The organism is Vibrio sp. 1CM8B (genome assembly GCF_023161685.1).
In the GTDB taxonomy this organism is placed as follows: domain Bacteria; phylum Pseudomonadota; class Gammaproteobacteria; order Enterobacterales; family Vibrionaceae; genus Vibrio; species Vibrio coralliirubri.
On record NZ_JALNTU010000002.1, the window covers coordinates 422,192 to 441,139 of the forward strand.

The following is an 18,948-nucleotide window of genomic DNA, read 5'->3' on the forward strand; positions in this document are numbered from 1 at the left end:
TAATGTTAGTAACCTTAGTCAATATGTCGAGTCGTACAGACTGATTAGTCTAGAGTACGTTTAACCTCAACGATTTCGAATACTTCGATCTGGTCACCAACGCGAACGTCGTTGTAGTTCTTAACGCCGACACCACACTCGTAACCGTTCTTAACTTCTTGTACGTCATCTTTAAAGCGACGAAGTGACTCTAGTTCACCTTCGTAGATAACAACGTTTTCACGAAGTACGCGGATTGGGTTGCTACGCTTAATCGTACCTTCAGTAACGATACAACCAGCGATTGCACCAAGTTTAGGCGACTTAAATACGTCACGAACTTGTGCTAGACCAATGATCTCTTGACGGAATTCAGGAGCAAGCATACCGCCCATCGCCTGTTTAACTTCGTCAATCAGTTGGTAAATGATTGAGTAGTAACGTAGATCTAGGTTTTCGTTCTGAACCGTGTTACGCGCAGTTGCGTCAGCACGAACGTTGAAACCAAGGATGATAGCGTTAGAAGCTGCAGCAAGAGTTGCATCAGTTTCAGTAATACCACCAACACCAGAACCTACGATGTTCACTTTAACTTCGTCAGTAGACAGTTTCAGTAGAGAGTCAGCAATCGCTTCTACAGAACCTTGAACGTCAGCTTTAAGTACAACGTTAAGCTCAGCAACTTCGCCAGCTGTCATATTCGCGAACATGTTCTCTAGTTTCGCTTTTTGTTGGCGAGCTAGTTTAACATCACGGAATTTACCTTGACGGTAGTTCGCAACTTCACGTGCTTTACGCTCATCACGTACAACAGTCGCTTCGTCACCTGATGCAGGTACACCAGAAAGACCTAGAATTTCTACAGGGATAGATGGACCTGCAGTTTCGATGTCTCTGCCGTTCTCATCGCGCATTGCACGAACACGGCCGTACTCTTGACCACAAAGAACGATGTCGCCTTTGTTTAGAGTACCAGACTGTACTAGTACTGTTGCAACTGGACCGCGACCTTTATCAAGACGAGATTCAACAACAACACCAGACGCCATGCCTTCTTTAACCGCTGTAAGTTCAAGAACTTCAGACTGAAGAAGGATTGCTTCTAGAAGACCATCGATGTTTGTACCCTGTTTAGCAGAGATGTGAACGAAGATGTTCTCACCGCCCCATTCTTCAGGGATAACGTCGTATTGAGCTAGCTCATTCTTAACGTTGTCTGGGTTTGCACCCTCTTTATCGATCTTGTTCACAGCAACAATCAGAGGAACGCCTGCCGCTTTCGCGTGCTGGATTGCTTCGATTGTTTGTGGCATTACGCCATCGTCTGCTGCAACTACAAGTACAACGATATCTGTCGCTTGAGCACCACGAGCACGCATAGCTGTAAACGCCGCGTGTCCAGGAGTATCAAGGAAAGTGATCATGCCGTTGTCAGTATCTACGTGGTAAGCACCAATGTGCTGCGTGATACCGCCAGCTTCGCCAGAGGCAACGTGTGCTTTACGAATGTAATCAAGTGTTGAAGTTTTACCGTGGTCAACGTGACCCATGATAGTAACAACAGGAGCACGACCTTCAGCGATAGCATCGCTATCACGGTCAGCTAGTACTGCTTCTTCAAGTTCGTTTTCTTTACGTAGGATTACCTTGTGACCCATTTCTTCAGCAACAAGTTGTGCTGTTTCTTGGTCGATCACTTGGTTGATAGTCGCCATAGCGCCCATCTTCATCATTACTTTGATAACTTCAGTTGCTTTAACTGACATTTTGCTAGCCAGTTCAGAAACAACGATAGTTTCGCCGATAGCAACGTCAGATTTAGCAACAGTTGCTGACTTATCGAAGCCTTGCTGCATTGAAGTTGGTTTAGCAAGCTTACCTTTACCGCCACGACCGCGTTGGTTACGACCACCACGGTTGTTTGCAGGTTGGTTAGCAGGAGCTGCTTTCTTCTTGCGACGACGAGGTGCTTTCTCATCTTTCTTATCTGCCGCATCTTCAGCTTCACGAGCGTAAGTAGAAGTAGTCACATGGTAATCCGCAGATTTCTCTTGCTCTTTCTTCTTCTTCTCTTCTTCAGACCAACGTTCTTGGTTCTCTTCTGCTAACTTACGAGCTTCTTCAACAAGCTTAGCTGCTTCAGCTTCTGCTTTACGAGTTGCTTCTAGCTCTTGACGAGCTTTAAGTTCATCCGCTTCTTTTTTCGCTTGTGCGTTAGCGTCTGCATTTTTTGAATTCATGTCTTTTTTAGCCTTTTCAGCTTGTGCGCGTTGAGCCTTCTCTTCAGCTTCACGTTTTGCATCCGCTTCACGTGTTACTTTTTCTTCGGCTTCGCGCTGTGCTTTCTCTGCAGCATCACGTTTCGCTTGCTCTTCAGCATCGCGTTGTGCTTTCTCTTCCGCTTCACGATTAGCTACTTCCTCAGCTTCACGTTTCGCTTCATCTTCAATAGTGCTGCGCTTCACGTAAGTACGCTTTTTACGTACCTCTACTTGAACATCCTTACTCTTACCGCCTCCAGCGGCAACACTTAGCGTGCTGCGGGTCTTGCGTTGAAGAGTTAAACGAGTCGGTTCTGTTTCGCCTGAAGTATCGCCGTGCTCCTTTTTAAGGTGCGTTAGCAATGTTTGCTTCTCTGAATCAGTCACTTGATCCGACCCTGCTTTCTTCATGCCTGCATCAGCAAGTTGTTCAATTAAGCGGTCAACTGGCGTACCAATCTCTTCACTCAGTGCTTTAACTGTTAATTGTGTCATACCGCTTTCTCTCCTTGCTGAATTATTCTTCGTCGCCGAACCAACAGATGTTACGCGCAGCCATAATTAGCTCGCCTGCACGTTCTGCAGTTAGGTCTTCGATGCCTTCTAGTTCATCAACGCCTTGGTCAGCTAGGTCTTCCAATGTCGCAACGCCTTTTGCTGCTAGCTTGTAAGCCATTTCACGCTCAAGACCTTCAAGTGCAAGTAAGTCTTCAGCAGGCTCAACACCGTCGAAAGTTTCTTCTTTCGCTAGCGCTAGAGTAGTCAGTGCGTCTTTTGCGCGGTTACGTAGTTCTTCAACGATACCTTCGTCTAGACCGTCTACTTCAAGAAGCTCGTTCACAGGAACGTATGCTACTTCTTCAAGCGTAGAGAAGCCTTCTTCAACAAGCATTTGAGCAAAGTCTTCTTCAATGTCTAGGTGCTTCATGAAGTTTTCAATAGAAGCAACTGCTTCTTCTTGGTGCTTCTTCTCAAGATCAGCAACAGTCATTACGTTCAGTTCCCAACCAGTAAGTTGAGAAGCTAGACGTACGTTTTGACCGCTACGGCCAATCGCTTGTGCTAGGTTATCCGCTTCAACAGCGATATCCATAGAGTGTGCGTCTTCATCAACGATGATTGAAGCAACATCAGCAGGAGCCATTGCGTTGATTACGAATTGAGCCGGGTTATCATCCCAAAGAACGATATCAATACGCTCACCACCAAGATCGTTAGAAACAGCTTGTACACGTGCGCCACGCATACCAACACACGCACCAACTGGGTCAATACGTTTGTCGTTTGTTTTTACAGCGATTTTAGCACGAGAACCAGCGTCACGTGCAGCACCTTTAAGTTCAATTAGCTCTTCACCAATCTCAGGCACTTCAACACGGAATAGTTCAGCTAGCATTTCTGGCTTCGAACGAGTAACAAAAAGCTGGAAACCACGAGCTTCTGGTTTAACTGCGTAAAGAAGACCACGAACACGGTCACCTGGACGGAAGTTTTCACGAGGAAGTTGGTCATCACGAAGGATTACCGCTTCAGCGTTGTTACCTAGGTCTAGGATAATAGTGTCACGGTTAACTTTCTTAACTGCGCCAGTTACTAGCTCGCCTTCGTTATCGATGAACTGCTCAACGATTTGAGCGCGTTCAGCTTCACGTACTTTCTGTACGATAACTTGCTTAGCCGTTTGAGTCGTAATACGGTCAAACGTTACTGATTCGATATCATCTTCAATGAAACCGCCAAGTTCGATCTCTGGGTCATCGTACTTTGCAGCTTCAATAGAGATTTCTTTTGTTGGGAATTCAACTTCCTCAACAGCTTCCCAACGACGGAAAGTTTCGAAATCACCCGTTTTACGGTCAATTTCAACACGAACTTCAATTTCTAGTTCGCTTTTCTTTTTTGTTGCCGTTGCAAGCGCGATTTCAAGCGCTTCAAAAATACGCTCACGAGGAACTGCTTTCTCATTTGAAACAGCTTCTACTACCGCCAAAATTTCTTTGTTCATTAATCTAGCCTCTTAAGCTCTTCTCTCTAGGAGAACTAAAATTTAGGGATCAGGTTAGCTTTCGCAATATTGCTCAGGACGAATTCTTCTTCTTGTCCTTCAACCAATACTTTCACTGTCTCGCCTTCGATAGATTGGATATCACCTTTCCATTTACGACGGTTGCCGACAGCCATTTTCAAAACGATGCTTACCTCGTGACCAATAAATTGTTGGTAATGCTCTGCTTTGAACAGTGGTCTCTCTAAACCTGGTGAAGACACTTCAAGGTTATAAGCCACTGAAATTGGATCTTCAACGTCCATTACGGCACTTACTTGGTGACTAACTTCAGCGCAATCATCTACATTGATACCGTTTGGTGAATCGATGTAAATACGTAGCGTTGAGTGCTCACCAGCACGAATAAATTCTAATCCAACTAACTCATAACCTGATGCTGCTACTGGAGCGTCAAGCATTTCAGTAAGTTGTCTTTCTAAACCAGTCATTTAACCACTCCAGAAACAAAAAAAGGGCTCAAAGCCCAATTTAAATTCCAAGCAAACATTATCTAAATACATTTACAAATGCTTAGATAACAAAAAACCCCGTATAAGCCGGGGTTTTTGTTGCTGGACCCTTATATGTTAAGTGCCATCACATTCGATATCGCACTTAACTCACAGTGAGGTTCACACTGTGCAAACTTGCTACCAATACAAGCTATATAATAGCATTGAAATTGGTTGCGGGAGCCGGATTTGAACCGACGACCTTCGGGTTATGAGCCCGACGAGCTACCAAACTGCTCCATCCCGCGTCCGACTTGCGAGCATTATACGCCCAACAAGATGTTTTACAAGTTTGTAAACATGGTGCCGAGAGAGGGACTCGAACCCTCACACCCTAAGGCACTAGCACCTCATGCTAGCGTGTCTACCAATTTCACCATCTCGGCATCAAATCTTTACAGATTATTGTGGAATTTCGTCGCCTTGCGCCGGAACTTCACTCACTGCATCATCAGCTTGTTGAATTACCTGACCTTGGGTCGGGTCAATCCATTGTGACTCAGTTTTATGTGTAGACATATTACCAAGTACTAAGCTAAGGATAAAAAATGTAGTTGCAAAAATTGCAGTCATTCGGGTAAGGAAATTTCCTGAGCCACCAGCACCAAACACAGTGTTTGAAGCGCCAGCACCGAAAGAGGCTCCCATATCTGCGCCTTTACCTTGTTGAATCAACACTAGGCCAATTACACCAAGCGCTGCCAACAGGTAAATCACAAGTAGAACTGTAAACATTTTTCCACCTATGTTCCTAATTGTTGAGCCAGCGCCGTTCAAAAAACTATTTTTAAGAACAAGGCTAGCGACCTCCTAACTGAAGGCCGAGCAATACTAGCGAATGCGACGATGGCTGACAAGGAGAATTTGCTAAAAAATAAGCCTTTACCAAGTGAATGGTCAAAAAAAGGTCAAAAGCGACACAAAACTCATTTACGTCTCTTTTGACCGTTATATCTTTTGACCGTGATATAACTCAACCACTTCTAATCACAAGCGCTATTCGTTACGCCGGCTAAGTAAAAGGTTAAATTAGCAGTTTGCTTTTACTGCATCTGCAATCTTAAGCGCAGACGCTTGAACAAGCTCTGCATCTTCGCCTTCAACCATGACACGCAGTAGTGGCTCGGTACCAGACTTGCGTAATAGCACACGACCTTTCTCGCCAAGCTCTGCTTCTACTTCAACAACCGCTGCTTTTACCGCTTCGGCTTCCAATGGGTTTGAATCTCCGCTGAAACGAACGTTTTCTAGAACTTGAGGGTACAACGTCATGCCTTGAGACAGCTCATTCAGTGTCATTTCGCTATCAACAACTGAAGCCAACACTTGCAGAGCAGCAACGATAGCATCACCCGTCGTCACTTTATCCAGTAGGATAACGTGCCCCGAGTTTTCAGCACCGATCTTCCAGCTTTTAGCAAGAAGCTGCTCCATCACGTAACGGTCACCAACAGCAGCACGAACAAACGGAATACCTAACTGCTTAAGGCCGTTTTCCATACCAAGGTTGGTCATTAGTGTACCAACAACGCCGCCTTTCAACTCACCGCGACGCAGTGCATCACGAGCAATGATGTAAGCAATTTGGTCACCATCAATTTTGTTACCTAGCTCGTCAACCATGATGATACGGTCACCATCACCATCAAAGCCAAGACCTAATGCCGCTTTCTCTTCAAGCACTTTTGCTTGCAGAGCACGTACATCCGTCGCACCTACTTCGTGGTTAATGTTAGTACCGTTTGGCTCAACACCAATCGCAATAACTTCTGCACCCAGCTCTTTAAATACAGCAGGAGCAATATGGTAAGTCGCACCATGTGCACAATCGACAACAATCTTCATTCCTGCAAGCGTCATATGATTTGGGAATGTGCTCTTACAGAATTCAATGTAACGGCCAGCGGCATCGTTCAAACGTACCGCTTTACCAAGTTCGAATGAGTCAACACATTCGATGTCTTTATCCAATTCAGCTTCAATCGCCAACTCGATATCGTCCGGCAGTTTTGTTCCCTCAGAAGAGAAGAACTTGATACCGTTATCGTAGTAAGGGTTGTGCGATGCAGAGATAACAATACCCGCTTCAGCGCGGAAGGTTTGAGTTAGGTAAGCAACAGCAGGTGTTGGCATTGGGCCAGTAAACGTAGCCTGAAGACCAGCAGCAGCAAGGCCAGCTTCTAGCGCAGACTCCAACATGTAGCCAGAGATACGAGTATCTTTACCAATGATGACTTTCTTTGTGCCTTGCTTCGCAAGAACACGACCCGCAGCCCAGCCAAGCTTCAGAACAAAATCAGGTGTAATCGGGTACTGGCCAACTTTGCCACGTACACCATCTGTGCCGAAGTAACGTCTCTTATCAGACATATTGATTTTCCTTAATTATGATTAGTGATTGTTATTCATCACTTCGATTATCTTCATCGCTTCCAATGTATCTTCAACATCGTGAACGCGAATAATTTGTGCACCTTTGATTGCAGCGATGGTAGCGCAAGTGACGCTAGCGACCATGCAATCTGCTGGAGCTTTGTCTAGTAGCTTAAAGATCATCGATTTTCTCGACATCCCCGCTAAGACGGGCAACCCAAGCGTGTGAAATTTTTCAAGGTGCGCTAATAGGTGGTAATTATGCTCAATGGTTTTACCAAAGCCAAAACCAGGATCCAGAATCAGCTGCTCTTTTGATATGCCAACAGCCTCACACGCCTCCACCCTTTCTTTTAAGAACGCTTCAACATCCGTTAGAACATCATCGTAATTTGGGTTGGCTTGCATGGTTCTCGGCTGACCTTTCATGTGCATCAGGCAAACTGGCACATTAGCATCGGCCGCCGCCTCTAAAGCTCCGGGCTCTTGCAGTGCGCGCACATCATTGATCAAATCGGCACCCGCTTCAACGGCTTGGCGCATCACTTCAGCTTTACTGGTATCAATGGAGATCCACACATCAAACTTGGCGCGAATAGCTTTAATGGCAGGAATAACGCGAGCGAGCTCTTCCTCTAAAGGAACGTCAGGTGCTCCCGGGCGAGTTGATTCACCACCAATGTCAATAATGCTAACACCAGCTTGAATCATTCGCTCTGCTTGCAGTAAAGCATTATCTAATGAATTGAATTTTCCGCCATCAGAGAAAGAGTCAGGCGTAACATTGAGGATACCCATCACATGTGGGCGGTCTAAAACGAGCGTTTTATTATGTGCTTTTAATATCATGGAAGGCGGGTCTTAAAGGTAAAAACATCTTGGGCTAGAAACAGAAAAACCCTGAGCGTACTCAGGGTTTTAATTTAAAGCTTAGCAATTAAGAATCTTTGTTTTGAGCATCATCTGTTTCAGATTTAACTTCTTCAACTTTCGACTCTTCAGCTTTTGGTTCGGCTGTTGCTTCTTCTGATTTCGCTTCAGGTTTCGCTTCTTCCTTTGCAGGTTCTGCTTTCGCCTGATCACCCCAACCAGCTGGCTCACGAATGTCGTCTTTACGTTCCATCAAGTCATCAATCTGACCTGCATCAATCGTTTCAAACTTCATTAGCGCGTCTTTCATCGAGTGCATGATATCCATGTTCTCTTCAAGAATTTGCTTCGCACGAGCATAGTTGCGGTCGATTAGAATACGAATTTCTTCATCGATCAGCTTAGTCGTATCGTCAGAAACATGTTTCGCTTGGCTCATACCGCGACCTAGGAAAACTTCGCCTTCTTCTTCAGCATATAGAAGAGGACCCAGTTTTTCAGAGAAGCCCCACTGCGTTACCATCTTACGAGCAATATCAGTTGCACGTTCGATATCGTTAGACGCACCAGTCGAAACTTTGTCTTTACCGTAGATAAGTTCTTCAGCAAGACGACCACCGTACAAGCTAGAGATCATTGATTCTAGATGTTGGCGAGACATGCTTACGCGATCTTGCTCTGGAAGGTACATAGTTACACCAAGCGCACGACCACGTGGAATGATTGACACCTTGTACACAGGATCGTGTTCAGGCACCAAACGACCAACAATTGCGTGACCCGCTTCGTGGTAAGCCGTTGACTCTTTCACTTCTTCAGACATAACCATTGAACGGCGCTCTGCACCCATCATGATCTTATCTTTTGCAAGTTCAAATTCAACCATAGAGACATTGCGCTTGTTACCACGAGCTGCAAATAGCGCCGCTTCGTTCACAAGGTTCGCAAGATCTGCACCAGAGAAGCCTGGAGTACCACGAGCGATCAGAGATGGTTCAACATCACCTGATAGGGGCACTTTACGCATGTGTACTTTAAGAATCTGTTCACGACCACGTACATCCGGTAGACCAACCACAACTTGACGGTCAAAACGACCAGGACGAAGTAATGCAGGGTCTAGTACATCTGGACGGTTAGTCGCAGCGATAACGATAATACCTTCGTTACCTTCGAAACCATCCATCTCAACCAGCATTTGGTTCAGTGTTTGTTCACGTTCATCGTGACCACCACCAACACCCGCGCCACGTTGACGACCTACAGCATCGATTTCATCGATAAAGATGATACAAGGTGCCGCTTTCTTCGCTTGTTCGAACATGTCACGCACACGAGATGCACCAACACCAACAAACATTTCAACGAAGTCAGAACCAGAGATAGTAAAGAACGGTACTTTCGCTTCACCGGCAATCGCTTTTGCAAGCAATGTTTTACCCGTACCAGGAGGACCAACCAACAGGATACCTGTCGGAATTTTACCACCTAGCTTTTGGAAGCGACTTGGGTCACGAAGGTAATCCACAAGCTCTTTCACGTCTTCTTTTGCTTCGTCACAACCAGCAACATCAGCAAACATCGTTTTGATTTGTTCTTCGCTCATCATTCGAGCTTTACTCTTACCGAAAGACATAGCGCCTTTACCGCCGCCGCCGCCTTGCATTTGACGCATGAAGAAAATCCATACACCAATCAGTAAGATCATTGGGAACCATGAGATGAAGATAGTGCCAAGCAGGCTCTGCTCTTCAGGTGGTGTACCCTGAACTTTTACGTTTTGATTAATTAAGTCATCAAGTAGCTTTTGATCATAAACAGGCATGTAAGTTACATACTTAGAACCACCACCACGACGTGTGAAAGTGATTTCGCTGTTATTGAACTGTGCGTCTTGAATCTGGCCTTGGCCAACTTCCTGTACAAACGTGGTGTAATCTACTGCTCTGCCGTTACTTTCCCCAGGGCCGAAGCTCTGGAATACCGACATCAACACTACCGCGATAACAAGCCACAGAATTAAATTTTTTGCCATGTCACTCAAGGTGTAAGCCTCTCGATAACTAATTGTAATTAAAGGTAGGGTACTACAGTTTGTAACCTGTAGCCATGTTGTTAACTCTCACTCTTGGAAGAGAATCGTTAACCTTTGTAACCAGTGGCTACGATAAACACTTCACGAGATCGAGCTCGAGAAGAGTCGGGTTTTCTAACTTTTACTGTTTTAAACATCTCGCGGACGTCCTTAACGTATTGGTCAAACCCTTCGCCTTGGAATACTTTTACAACAAAACTACCATTGGTAGCTAGAACTTGTCGACACATATCCAAAGCTAATTCAACTAAATACATAGCTCTTGGCTGATCCACAGAATTGTTGCCGGCTATATTAGGTGCCATATCTGACATCACGACATCAACCATGTTTGGTTGTATACGTTCCAACAAGGCATCTAGCACAGCTTCTTCGCGGAAATCGCCTTGTAAAAAGCTAACACCAGCAATCGGATCCATTGGTAACAAGTCACACGCAATGATTTGTCCGTTGTCTCCAACAATCTTAGCAGCATATTGAGACCAACCGCCAGGTGCTGCACCCAAATCCACAATGGTCATCCCAGGAGACAGCAATTTATCTTTCGTTTGAATCTCTTCCATTTTGAAATAAGCACGTGAACGATAGCCTTTCTTTCTTGCTTCATTTGCGTACTTGTCGTCGAAGTGTTCCTTCAACCAACGGCCTGAACTGGCCGAGTGTTTCTGTTTGCTCATTGGATACCTAAATTGGAGGAAAGTACTAATTGCTGAATAAATTATAGTCTTCAGCTTTAGATGGCGTTAAAATAGGTTTTTTCAACCCTAATAGTAAAGAAAATTGGCCGCGTAATGAACCTAAGTACCAAACAAAAGCAGCATCTAAAGGGCCTAGCTCACAGTTTAAAACCTGTTGTGCTAATGGGCGCAAATGGACTTACTGAAGCTGTTCTAGCGGAAATCGAATTAGCTCTAGACCACCACGAACTGATCAAGATTAAAGTTGCATCAGAAGACCGTGAGACTAAGCAACTGATTATCGATGCAATTGTACGTGAAACTAAAGCTGAGAAAGTACAGACTATCGGTAAAGTTCTAGTACTGTTCCGTCAGTCAGAAGCACGTAAAATCGAGATTCCACGTAAATAAGCGAGCTTAATATAAGCTAACTTCACTAATAGGAAGCCACAGCGCTTATCTTTTAGTGTAGCGTGAGAAACGAAAAAGGTCGCATTTAGCGACCTTTTTACTTATCAGAAACAAAGAAAATTCAATTAGATATATTCTACTTTGTCGATTTCGAAGTCTTTGTCACCACCAGGGGTAGAGATCATGACTTCGTCGCCTTCCATTTTACCGATAAGACCGCGAGCAATTGGCGATTTCACAGAAATGCGACCCGTTTTGATGTCTGCTTCGTCTTCTGAAACGATTTGGTAACGGAACTCATCATCGGTATCCACATCAATCAGTGTCACTGTCGTACCAAAGATAATCTTGCCCGTATTATCCATTTGCGTTACATCGATGATCTGAGCCAGTGATAGCTTATATTCGATATCACGGATCTGAGCTTCACAAATACCCTGCTCTTCACGAGCGGCGTGGTATTCAGCATTCTCTTTCAGGTCACCTAGTTCACGTGCTTCACCAATAGCTGCTGAGATAACAGGGCGTAGCTTAAGTAGGCGATCTAATTCGTCACGTAGCTGCTGAGCGCCACGTACTGTCATTGGAACCTTTTCCATTTTTTACCTCTATGCCAAAGCTTTCTTTGGCCAACATAAATACACCCAACGCATTTATTGGGTGATAGAAACAAAACGATTTGGCTTAGTGTAAACAAACTTTATGGCTAAATCACCTTTATTCCACTTTGCGTTATAAAAGCTTTATCTAGGTCTAAATTACAGACATCACAAAAATGAATAATAACTCCCTCATCAATAAGTAGAGAGTTAAATACCTAAAAAAACAAAAAACAAACAAAATAAACACAGATCACACTTTTATAAAAATCAATTTAAAACATACACTTAAATAACAATAGATATAATAAAACAGTGTTCATTTTTTAGTTTTATATCATTTTACTAACTGACTATGGAACTTTAGAGGTAAAAAGTAACCCATGGATTGCACTGGCATTTTTCAGACTTCTGTTCTAATCATGATTATGAAGCCTGATTAATACAGGCAATACACAAAAGGGTTCAAATCCTTGATAAAACTTCTATGGACAGTAATTAGGAAATAATAACATGAACAAGACTATGATCGCGCTTGCTGTATCTGCTGCAGCTCTTGCTACTAACGCAGTGGCAGCGGACGGTAAACAAGCTGGTGGTATTGACGGTACTTCTGTATACAGCTCAAACGGCACTTCTCTAGAGATCGGTGGTCGTGCGGAAGCTCGTCTATCAGTTAAAGATGGCAAAGCACAAGACAACTCTCGTGTACGTCTTAACTTCCTAGGTAAAGTTGAAATCCAAGACGGCCTATACGGTGTTGGTTTTTACGAAGGTGAGTTCACAACTTCTGACTACGATGCAAACGGCAACAATGTTAGCGGCGACAACACTATCGACAACCGTTACACATACGCAGGTATCGGCGGTGACTTCGGTGAAGTAACTTACGGTAAAAACGATGGTGCGCTAGGCGTTATCACAGACTTTACTGATATCATGTCTTACCACGGTAACTCTGCTGCATACAAAATTGGTGTAGCTGACCGTACTGACAACATGGTTTCGTACAAAGGTCAATTCCAAGACCTAGGCGTTAAAGCAAGCTACCGTTTTGCGGATCGTACAGATTCAACAACTGACACTGGCTACGATGACAACAACGCAGATGGTTACTCTCTATCTGGTATCTACGCAATCGGCGACTCTGGCTTTAAGCTAGGTGCTGGTTACGCAGACCAAGCTGACCAAAACGAGTACATGCTAGCGGCATCTTTCCGCACTGAAGCTCTATACTTCGCTGGTACATTCACTGACGGTGAACTGTCAAAAGACAACGGCGACTACACAGGTTACGAATTCGCAACAGCATACACGCTAGATAAAGCGGCATTCACGCTAACGTACAACAACGCAGAAACAGATGGTGATACATCTGCAGACAACGTTGCTGTAGATGCAACGTACTACTTTAAGCCAAACTTCCGTACTTACATCTCGTACAACTTCAACCTTATCTCTGAAGGCGACAAGTTCGGTACAGCTGATACTCTAGTTAACCGCGGCGCTACTAAAGCACAAGCTGAAGACGAACTAGCTATCGGTCTACGTTACGACTTCTAATTCTGATTACCTAATTGATTAATTAGTTAATTGAGAATCAAAACGCCCGCTCTCTAGCGGGCGTTTTTTTATATCTGTATACTGAAAACACTAGCCATCCAAGACAATCTTCTATGCGCCTTCTATCCTCACTACTGGTATGTAGTTTTTCCATTAGCGCTTTCTCTGTTAACGCTTTCGCATACGTCCCTCTTGATACACTGCCCGATGGCAGTAGCACCAGTGTAATTTTGGAATCCCTGAGAGGCGATTCAAATAAAATGAATTTCAACAGTGATGGCTTCTATCCACCCGCCAGTACTTTGAAGCTGGTGACAGCTTTGGCGGCTAAGTTGGAGTTAGGGGATGACTTTCACTACACGACCAGCATTGTTCGTTCTGGTAATGACTCAATCATTTCATTTAGTGGCGACCCAACGCTGCAACGAGAACAGCTTAAAAGCCTTTTGGCTCAATACGCTAAGTCTCAATCCAGAATTATCAAAGGCAACTTATACCTAGATAACTCGACTTTTACGGGCTATCAGCGAGCCGTTGGTTGGCCTTGGGACATTCTAGGCGTTTGTTACAGCGCGCCTTCTAGTGCAATGACCTTAGACAGCAACTGCGCACAAGCCTCTATTTATACAAAAGATAATGGCAGCACTCGCGTTTATATTCCCGCTCACTATCCGATAGACGTGACGACCACTGCTGCCACGGTAACTCGCTCTGGGCAGAAGGCGACACAATGCGACTTAGAGCTCATCACCACACCAGATAACGCTTACAAGCTCTCTGGTTGCTTGGTTGAGCGTAAAAAACCACTGCCACTCAAGTTCGCGATTCAAAATCCAGAACTTTACACCTATCAAGTCGTTACGTCGCTTCTCAAAGAACTGAAAATAGAAGTAAAAGGTGATGTGATTATTGGTAAAAAAGAGAAAGCAGACAAAACCACGTTAGTCGCTAGTCACAACTCAGAAAAGCTTCCTGAACTGCTCGATATCATGCTCAAGAAGTCGGATAACCTTATCGCAGACAACCTAACCAAAACGCTGGGTGCGACATTTTATGTTCAACCGGGCAGCTTCAATAACGGCACTGAAGCTATAAAACAGATACTGCTGACCAAGGCTAATATTGACCTCAGCAAAGCGCAGCTAGTCGATGGTTCAGGGTTATCTAGAAATAACCGAATGAGGTCACAGACCATGGCTCAAGTGCTTCGTTATATCTGGGAAAACGATCAACAACTCAACCTGATTGAGGCTATGCCTACATCTGGCACTGATGGAACGCTCAAATACCGTCAGAGCATGAGAAAAGCACCGATTCAAGGCAACATTATCGCCAAGAGTGGTTCTCTATACGGCAGTTACAACATGGCGGGATACGGATTAGATAAAGCGGGAAAACCAAACTCTCTGTTTGTACAATTTGTCCGTGATTACTTCCCTGAAGAACAAGATCCAGACAAACCAGTAGAAGCACCTATCACCCAATTTGAGCGTGCTTTCTACAAAGATGTGGTCGAGTTCAGTCAAACACAAAGTAAATCTAAGTAATGCTTAGCTCTGTGTAAACTTCTACTCAAACAATAAAAATGGCGCTGAAGACCTTCTATCTTCAGCGCCATTTTTATTTCTCAGATGTATTTAGCTATTTTTATCAGCTTTTAAGCGATTCCTAGAAATGAATTCACGACAGTGAAGTAGATCCACATTCCTGAGATATCCACTATCGAAGCAAGCACGGGGCTTACTAACACCGCTGGATCAAGCTTAAATAGCCTAGCAACTATCGGTAACCCTCCGCCGAGTACAGTTGATATGGTCACCTGAATAAACAGCGCTACCGCAATCGCTAACGCAATCATGTTGATGTCATAACCACCTGTCGATTGGTTTTCACTGAATAGCAGAATACGCCCAATCATCACTACGGCAATCGCTAGAGCTAAACAAATAGCAACTCTAAACTCTTTCCACAGAACGTTAGCCCATTGGCGTTTTTTCAACTCACCTGTGGCTAAGGCTCTGATAACCAAAGTCGCGGCTTGTGTTCCGGTGTTACCACCAGCAGCAGCAATTACCGGCATGTAGATAGCCAAAAGTACCAATTGACTGAGAATGTCTTCATACTGAGCAATGATAAGCCCTGAGACAATTCCCAATAGTGCTAACGCAATAATCCAACCGATACGCTGCCTAACGTGGCTCATGACACCAGTAGAAAGGTAGCCCTGCTGAGGTTCTACCTCAGAGTAGATCAGCCCTAGTTGGTGAGCTAGGTGTCGAGAACGCTTCTCAAAGCCCTGCTCTTCTAGCTCACTAAGTAAAGTCTGAATCGTACTCAAAGAGCATTGCCCCAGCACTAGCACCGCATCTTCAAGCGGCATTCGGTTCAAAAGGTTAATTTGTTGTTCACGTCCGTACTGTTGAAATGCATTCGATACAGCTTGGATGTCTTGCTCTGAGTACAGAGCTTCAATAGATAAAAAAGTGTTGTTCATTACCGTCATGGCGAATCTCCCGATTGGCAAAGGTAACGACCATCAAAACAAATAGCATAGATTTATAGATTTATAGATTTATAGATTTATAGATTTATAGATTTATAGATTTATGCGCACCAAGAGCTGAAAACTACTGGTGTGTCTACTTGTTAGAATCTAGTGTGTGGAAAAGAATGAGGGGGGAAAAACAAAGATACCCTACCTGAACGGCAGGACAATAGATCAATACCGAGACAGGTTATTCTTCTCCATTCAAACTAGGAGGATGGTCGGTATTGTTCATAAAAATCTCCAGAATTACTGTCAATTTGACAGCGCGCATAGTGTAGCAATAGGCGTTTCAAAGTTTCGTCAACTTTCTGTCAATAAAGAGGGGTCAATAAAAAAGGCATCCGTGGATGCCTTTGGTTCAATTATTGATGTGCATTATTACTTAATAGTAATACGAGCAAACTTACGCTTACCTACTTGGTAAACGGCAGTACCTGCTTGAGGTACGAGTTTGCTGTCTTCAATCTTCTCGCCTTCAAGCTTAGCCGCGCCTTGCTTGATCATACGCATCGCATCAGAAGTCGAGTTTACAAGACCTGCTTCTTTTAGAACGTTCGCAATTGGCAGACCAGCTTCGAATTCAAATTCCGGCATTTCATCAGGAACTTGGTTCTTAGCAAAACGGTTAACGAACTCTTGCTCAGCGGCTTCAGCATCTGCTTCACTGTGGAAACGAGCTATGATCTCTTTAGCAAGAAGCACTTTAACGTCACGCGGGTTCTTACCTGCATCAACGCCAGCTTTCAGTTCCGCAACTTCTTCAAGAGGACGGAAAGACAGTAGCTCGTAGTAGCTCCACATTAGATCGTCAGAGATAGACATGATCTTACCAAACATCTCGCTTGGTGCTTCGCTAATACCGATGTAGTTGTGCGCAGACTTAGACATCTTCTTAACGCCGTCTAGACCAACAAGTAGTGGCATCATCAGTACCGCTTGTGGTTTTTGACCTGCTGCTTTTTGCAGTTCACGCCCCATTAGAAGGTTAAACTTCTGGTCAGTACCGCCAAGCTCAACGTCGCTCTCTAGTGCAACAGAGTCGTGACCTTGTAGAAGTGGGTACATAAATTCGTGGATTGCGATCGGTTGACCACCAGCATAACGCTTTTTGAAGTCATCACGCTCAAGCATACGAGCAACAGTTTGGTTAGAAGCAAGACGAATCATGCCTTCAGCGCCAAGCTCAGATAGCCATTCAGAGTTGAAGCGAATTTGCGTTTTCGCAGGATCTAGAATCTTGAATACTTGCTCTTTGTAAGTTTCAGCATTCTTCAATACGTCTTCACGGCTTAACGGTGGACGTGTTGAGTTTTTACCTGATGGATCACCAACCATTGCAGTGAAATCACCGATAAGGAATGTCACTTCATGACCAAGCTCTTGGAAAGCGCGAAGCTTGTTAAAGATAACCGTATGGCCTAGGTGGATATCTGGAGCTGTTGGATCGGCACCCAGCTTAATGCGTAAAGGACGACCTTCTTTTAGTTTTGCAATCAGTTCGTCTTCTGGAATCAGTTCTTCTACGCCACGTTTGATCTCGGCTAGTGCAGCTTCAATACTCGCCATTCTTGTTCACTCCCACAGATTTGGCAAAAATACATTAATTAGACATCTTACTTGAATAGCGATGTATTTTGAAACCAGTTACACTATTCCGTCGTCGATTTTCATAATATTTACAGAACGAACCGGAACATGTTGTCTATTTTTGCACGCCTTCCTATTTTGCACCGGGCTTTTATCGCATTTTTTAGTGCCATAATTTTCGTCGCGATTTTCTTACTCCCCGACGTCAACAGTTTGCGTGACGATTCGGGCGCTTTAGTTGTGGGGAAACATTACCCACTGACTATCAATGCCGATGCGCTTATTAGCTCAAGTGACGCTCCACCGACGGCAGTACTCAATTGGGAGAAATACACCGTTCGCTCTGGCGAAAGCACCTCTGTTTTATTTGAACGTATTGGCCTCTCATACCGCCTGCTGATCACGCTACTCAATACCAATGATGATATTAAGAAGCAGCTGTCTAATCTAAGACCTGGCGATGTATTGCAGTTCGGCTTCGATGAAAACAACGACCTTATTCAGTTAAAAAGACAACTTAGTGCATTTGAAAGCTTCAAGATTACTAAGTCTGGCGATTCTTTCTCATCAAGTTTCGACAAAAAAGAAGTGGCATACCAATACAATTATGCCGAAGCCAACATCACCTCTAACTTCTGGAACGCTGGCGTCAGCGCAGGTTTAACCGCAAACCAAATTATGGAACTGGCGGGCATCTTTGGTTGGGATATCGACTTTGCGTTAGATATTCGTAAGAACGACAGCTTCAAAATCTTATACCAAGAGAAAGTGGTTGAAGGTGAAGTGGTTGGTCGCGGTAAGATCATGGCAGCCGTATTCAAAAACCAAGGCGATTCATTTACCGCGGTATTGGATGATAAGAGCGGCAACTACTTCGATGAAAATGGTCGAGCAATGAAGAAAGCGTTCTTGCGCTCACCAATTGATTTTCGTCGCGTAACATCGAACTTTAATCCTACCAGGAGACACCCAGTAACCGGTAAGGTTCGAGCTCACCGCGGCACTGACTACGCAGCCCCTGTTGGCACGCCTATCTGGGCGGCTGGTGACGGTATCGTTCAGAAATCCGGTTACAACCAATTCAATGGTAACTACGTGTTCATCCGCCACAGCAACACCTACATCACCAAATACCTGCACATGAAACGACGTATGGTGAAAACTGGTCAGCGCGTAAAACAAGGCCAAACCATTGGTACTTTGGGCGGTACAGGCCGTGTGACTGGCCCGCACTTACACTATGAATTCTTGGTTAATGGCGTACATAAAAATGCGCGTACTGTGAAATTGCCTCAATCTAAGTCGTTAACGGGTAAAGCAAAAGCAACCTTTATTGCCAATTCGGAGATTCGACTGAATAACCTAGAGCGATACGGTCAGTTACTAGCAACTAATTAGGTTACTAGCGACTAATTGGACTAATAGC

At 44.4% G+C, this 18,948-nt stretch carries 15 protein-coding genes and 2 tRNA genes; 4 read left to right on the forward strand and 13 right to left on the reverse strand.

Going from position 1 to position 18,948, the window contains the following annotated elements; translation table 11 throughout:
- Positions 1 to 44: 44 nt before the first annotated feature.
- The 10 genes from infB to rlmE form a co-directional block, all read right to left on the reverse strand.
- A complete protein-coding gene (gene infB, locus MSG36_RS05665; protein WP_048605664.1) occupies positions 45 to 2,735 on the reverse strand; it encodes a translation initiation factor IF-2 in 2,691 nt (896 codons plus the stop codon).
- 22 nt (positions 2,736 to 2,757) lie between these two features.
- Positions 2,758 to 4,245 carry a transcription termination factor NusA gene (gene nusA, locus MSG36_RS05670; RefSeq protein ID WP_017059230.1) on the reverse strand — a complete coding sequence of 496 codons (1,488 nt, stop codon included), beginning with the start codon at positions 4,243 to 4,245 and terminating at the stop codon, positions 2,758 to 2,760.
- Positions 4,246 to 4,280: 35 nt separating this feature from the next.
- Positions 4,281 to 4,736, reverse strand: a complete 456-nt coding sequence (gene rimP, locus MSG36_RS05675) for a ribosome maturation factor RimP (protein ID WP_004738265.1) — start codon at positions 4,734 to 4,736, stop codon at positions 4,281 to 4,283.
- A gap of 234 nt (positions 4,737 to 4,970) precedes the next feature.
- Positions 4,971 to 5,047: transfer RNA gene (locus MSG36_RS05680), tRNA-Met, on the reverse strand.
- A 53-nt stretch (positions 5,048 to 5,100) separates the two neighbouring features.
- Positions 5,101 to 5,185: transfer RNA gene (locus MSG36_RS05685), tRNA-Leu, on the reverse strand.
- Positions 5,186 to 5,201: 16 nt separating this feature from the next.
- On the reverse strand, positions 5,202 to 5,534 hold the full coding sequence (secG, locus tag MSG36_RS05690; protein WP_017059392.1) for a preprotein translocase subunit SecG: 333 nt from the start codon (positions 5,532 to 5,534) through the stop codon (positions 5,202 to 5,204).
- Positions 5,535 to 5,828: 294 nt separating this feature from the next.
- Positions 5,829 to 7,169 (reverse strand): phosphoglucosamine mutase, encoded by a 1,341-nt coding sequence (gene glmM, locus MSG36_RS05695; RefSeq protein WP_248366668.1) that lies wholly within the window; start codon positions 7,167 to 7,169, stop codon positions 5,829 to 5,831.
- A gap of 21 nt (positions 7,170 to 7,190) precedes the next feature.
- A complete protein-coding gene (folP, locus tag MSG36_RS05700) occupies positions 7,191 to 8,021 on the reverse strand; it encodes a dihydropteroate synthase (protein ID WP_248366670.1) in 831 nt (276 codons plus the stop codon).
- Between the two features lie 88 nt (positions 8,022 to 8,109).
- Positions 8,110 to 10,077: an ATP-dependent zinc metalloprotease FtsH gene (gene ftsH, locus MSG36_RS05705; protein ID WP_048612308.1), complete on the reverse strand. Its 1,968-nt coding sequence runs from the start codon at positions 10,075 to 10,077 to the stop codon at positions 8,110 to 8,112.
- 107 nt (positions 10,078 to 10,184) lie between these two features.
- On the reverse strand, positions 10,185 to 10,814 hold the full coding sequence (gene rlmE, locus MSG36_RS05710) for a 23S rRNA (uridine(2552)-2'-O)-methyltransferase RlmE (protein ID WP_017059396.1): 630 nt from the start codon (positions 10,812 to 10,814) through the stop codon (positions 10,185 to 10,187).
- A 114-nt stretch (positions 10,815 to 10,928) separates the two neighbouring features.
- Here rlmE and yhbY point away from each other — a divergent pair, with 114 nt between their 5' ends.
- A complete protein-coding gene (gene yhbY / locus MSG36_RS05715; RefSeq protein ID WP_004738252.1) occupies positions 10,929 to 11,225 on the forward strand; it encodes a ribosome assembly RNA-binding protein YhbY in 297 nt (98 codons plus the stop codon).
- Between the two features lie 125 nt (positions 11,226 to 11,350).
- On the opposite strand, the gene greA is transcribed toward yhbY, so the two are convergent.
- A complete protein-coding gene (greA, locus tag MSG36_RS05720) occupies positions 11,351 to 11,824 on the reverse strand; it encodes a transcription elongation factor GreA (RefSeq protein WP_017059397.1) in 474 nt (157 codons plus the stop codon).
- Positions 11,825 to 12,337: 513 nt separating this feature from the next.
- Between greA and MSG36_RS05725 the strand changes: the two genes are divergently transcribed.
- Positions 12,338 to 13,387 carry a porin gene (locus MSG36_RS05725; protein WP_086775331.1) on the forward strand — a complete coding sequence of 350 codons (1,050 nt, stop codon included), beginning with the start codon at positions 12,338 to 12,340 and terminating at the stop codon, positions 13,385 to 13,387.
- 113 nt (positions 13,388 to 13,500) lie between these two features.
- A complete protein-coding gene (gene dacB, locus MSG36_RS05730; RefSeq protein ID WP_248366671.1) occupies positions 13,501 to 14,934 on the forward strand; it encodes a serine-type D-Ala-D-Ala carboxypeptidase in 1,434 nt (477 codons plus the stop codon).
- 110 nt (positions 14,935 to 15,044) lie between these two features.
- On the opposite strand, the gene MSG36_RS05735 is transcribed toward dacB, so the two are convergent.
- Together MSG36_RS05735 and tyrS are read right to left on the reverse strand one after the other, a co-directional pair.
- Positions 15,045 to 15,890, reverse strand: coding sequence for a magnesium transporter (locus MSG36_RS05735; protein ID WP_017068902.1), 846 nt, complete (start codon positions 15,888 to 15,890; stop codon positions 15,045 to 15,047).
- A 423-nt stretch (positions 15,891 to 16,313) separates the two neighbouring features.
- Complete coding sequence (gene tyrS / locus MSG36_RS05740; protein ID WP_248366672.1) at positions 16,314 to 17,501, reverse strand: tyrosine--tRNA ligase; 1,188 nt, start codon at positions 17,499 to 17,501, stop codon at positions 16,314 to 16,316.
- A 129-nt stretch (positions 17,502 to 17,630) separates the two neighbouring features.
- Between tyrS and MSG36_RS05745 the strand changes: the two genes are divergently transcribed.
- Positions 17,631 to 18,920 (forward strand): peptidoglycan DD-metalloendopeptidase family protein, encoded by a 1,290-nt coding sequence (locus tag MSG36_RS05745; RefSeq protein WP_248366673.1) that lies wholly within the window; start codon positions 17,631 to 17,633, stop codon positions 18,918 to 18,920.
- Positions 18,921 to 18,948 lie beyond the last annotated feature (28 nt).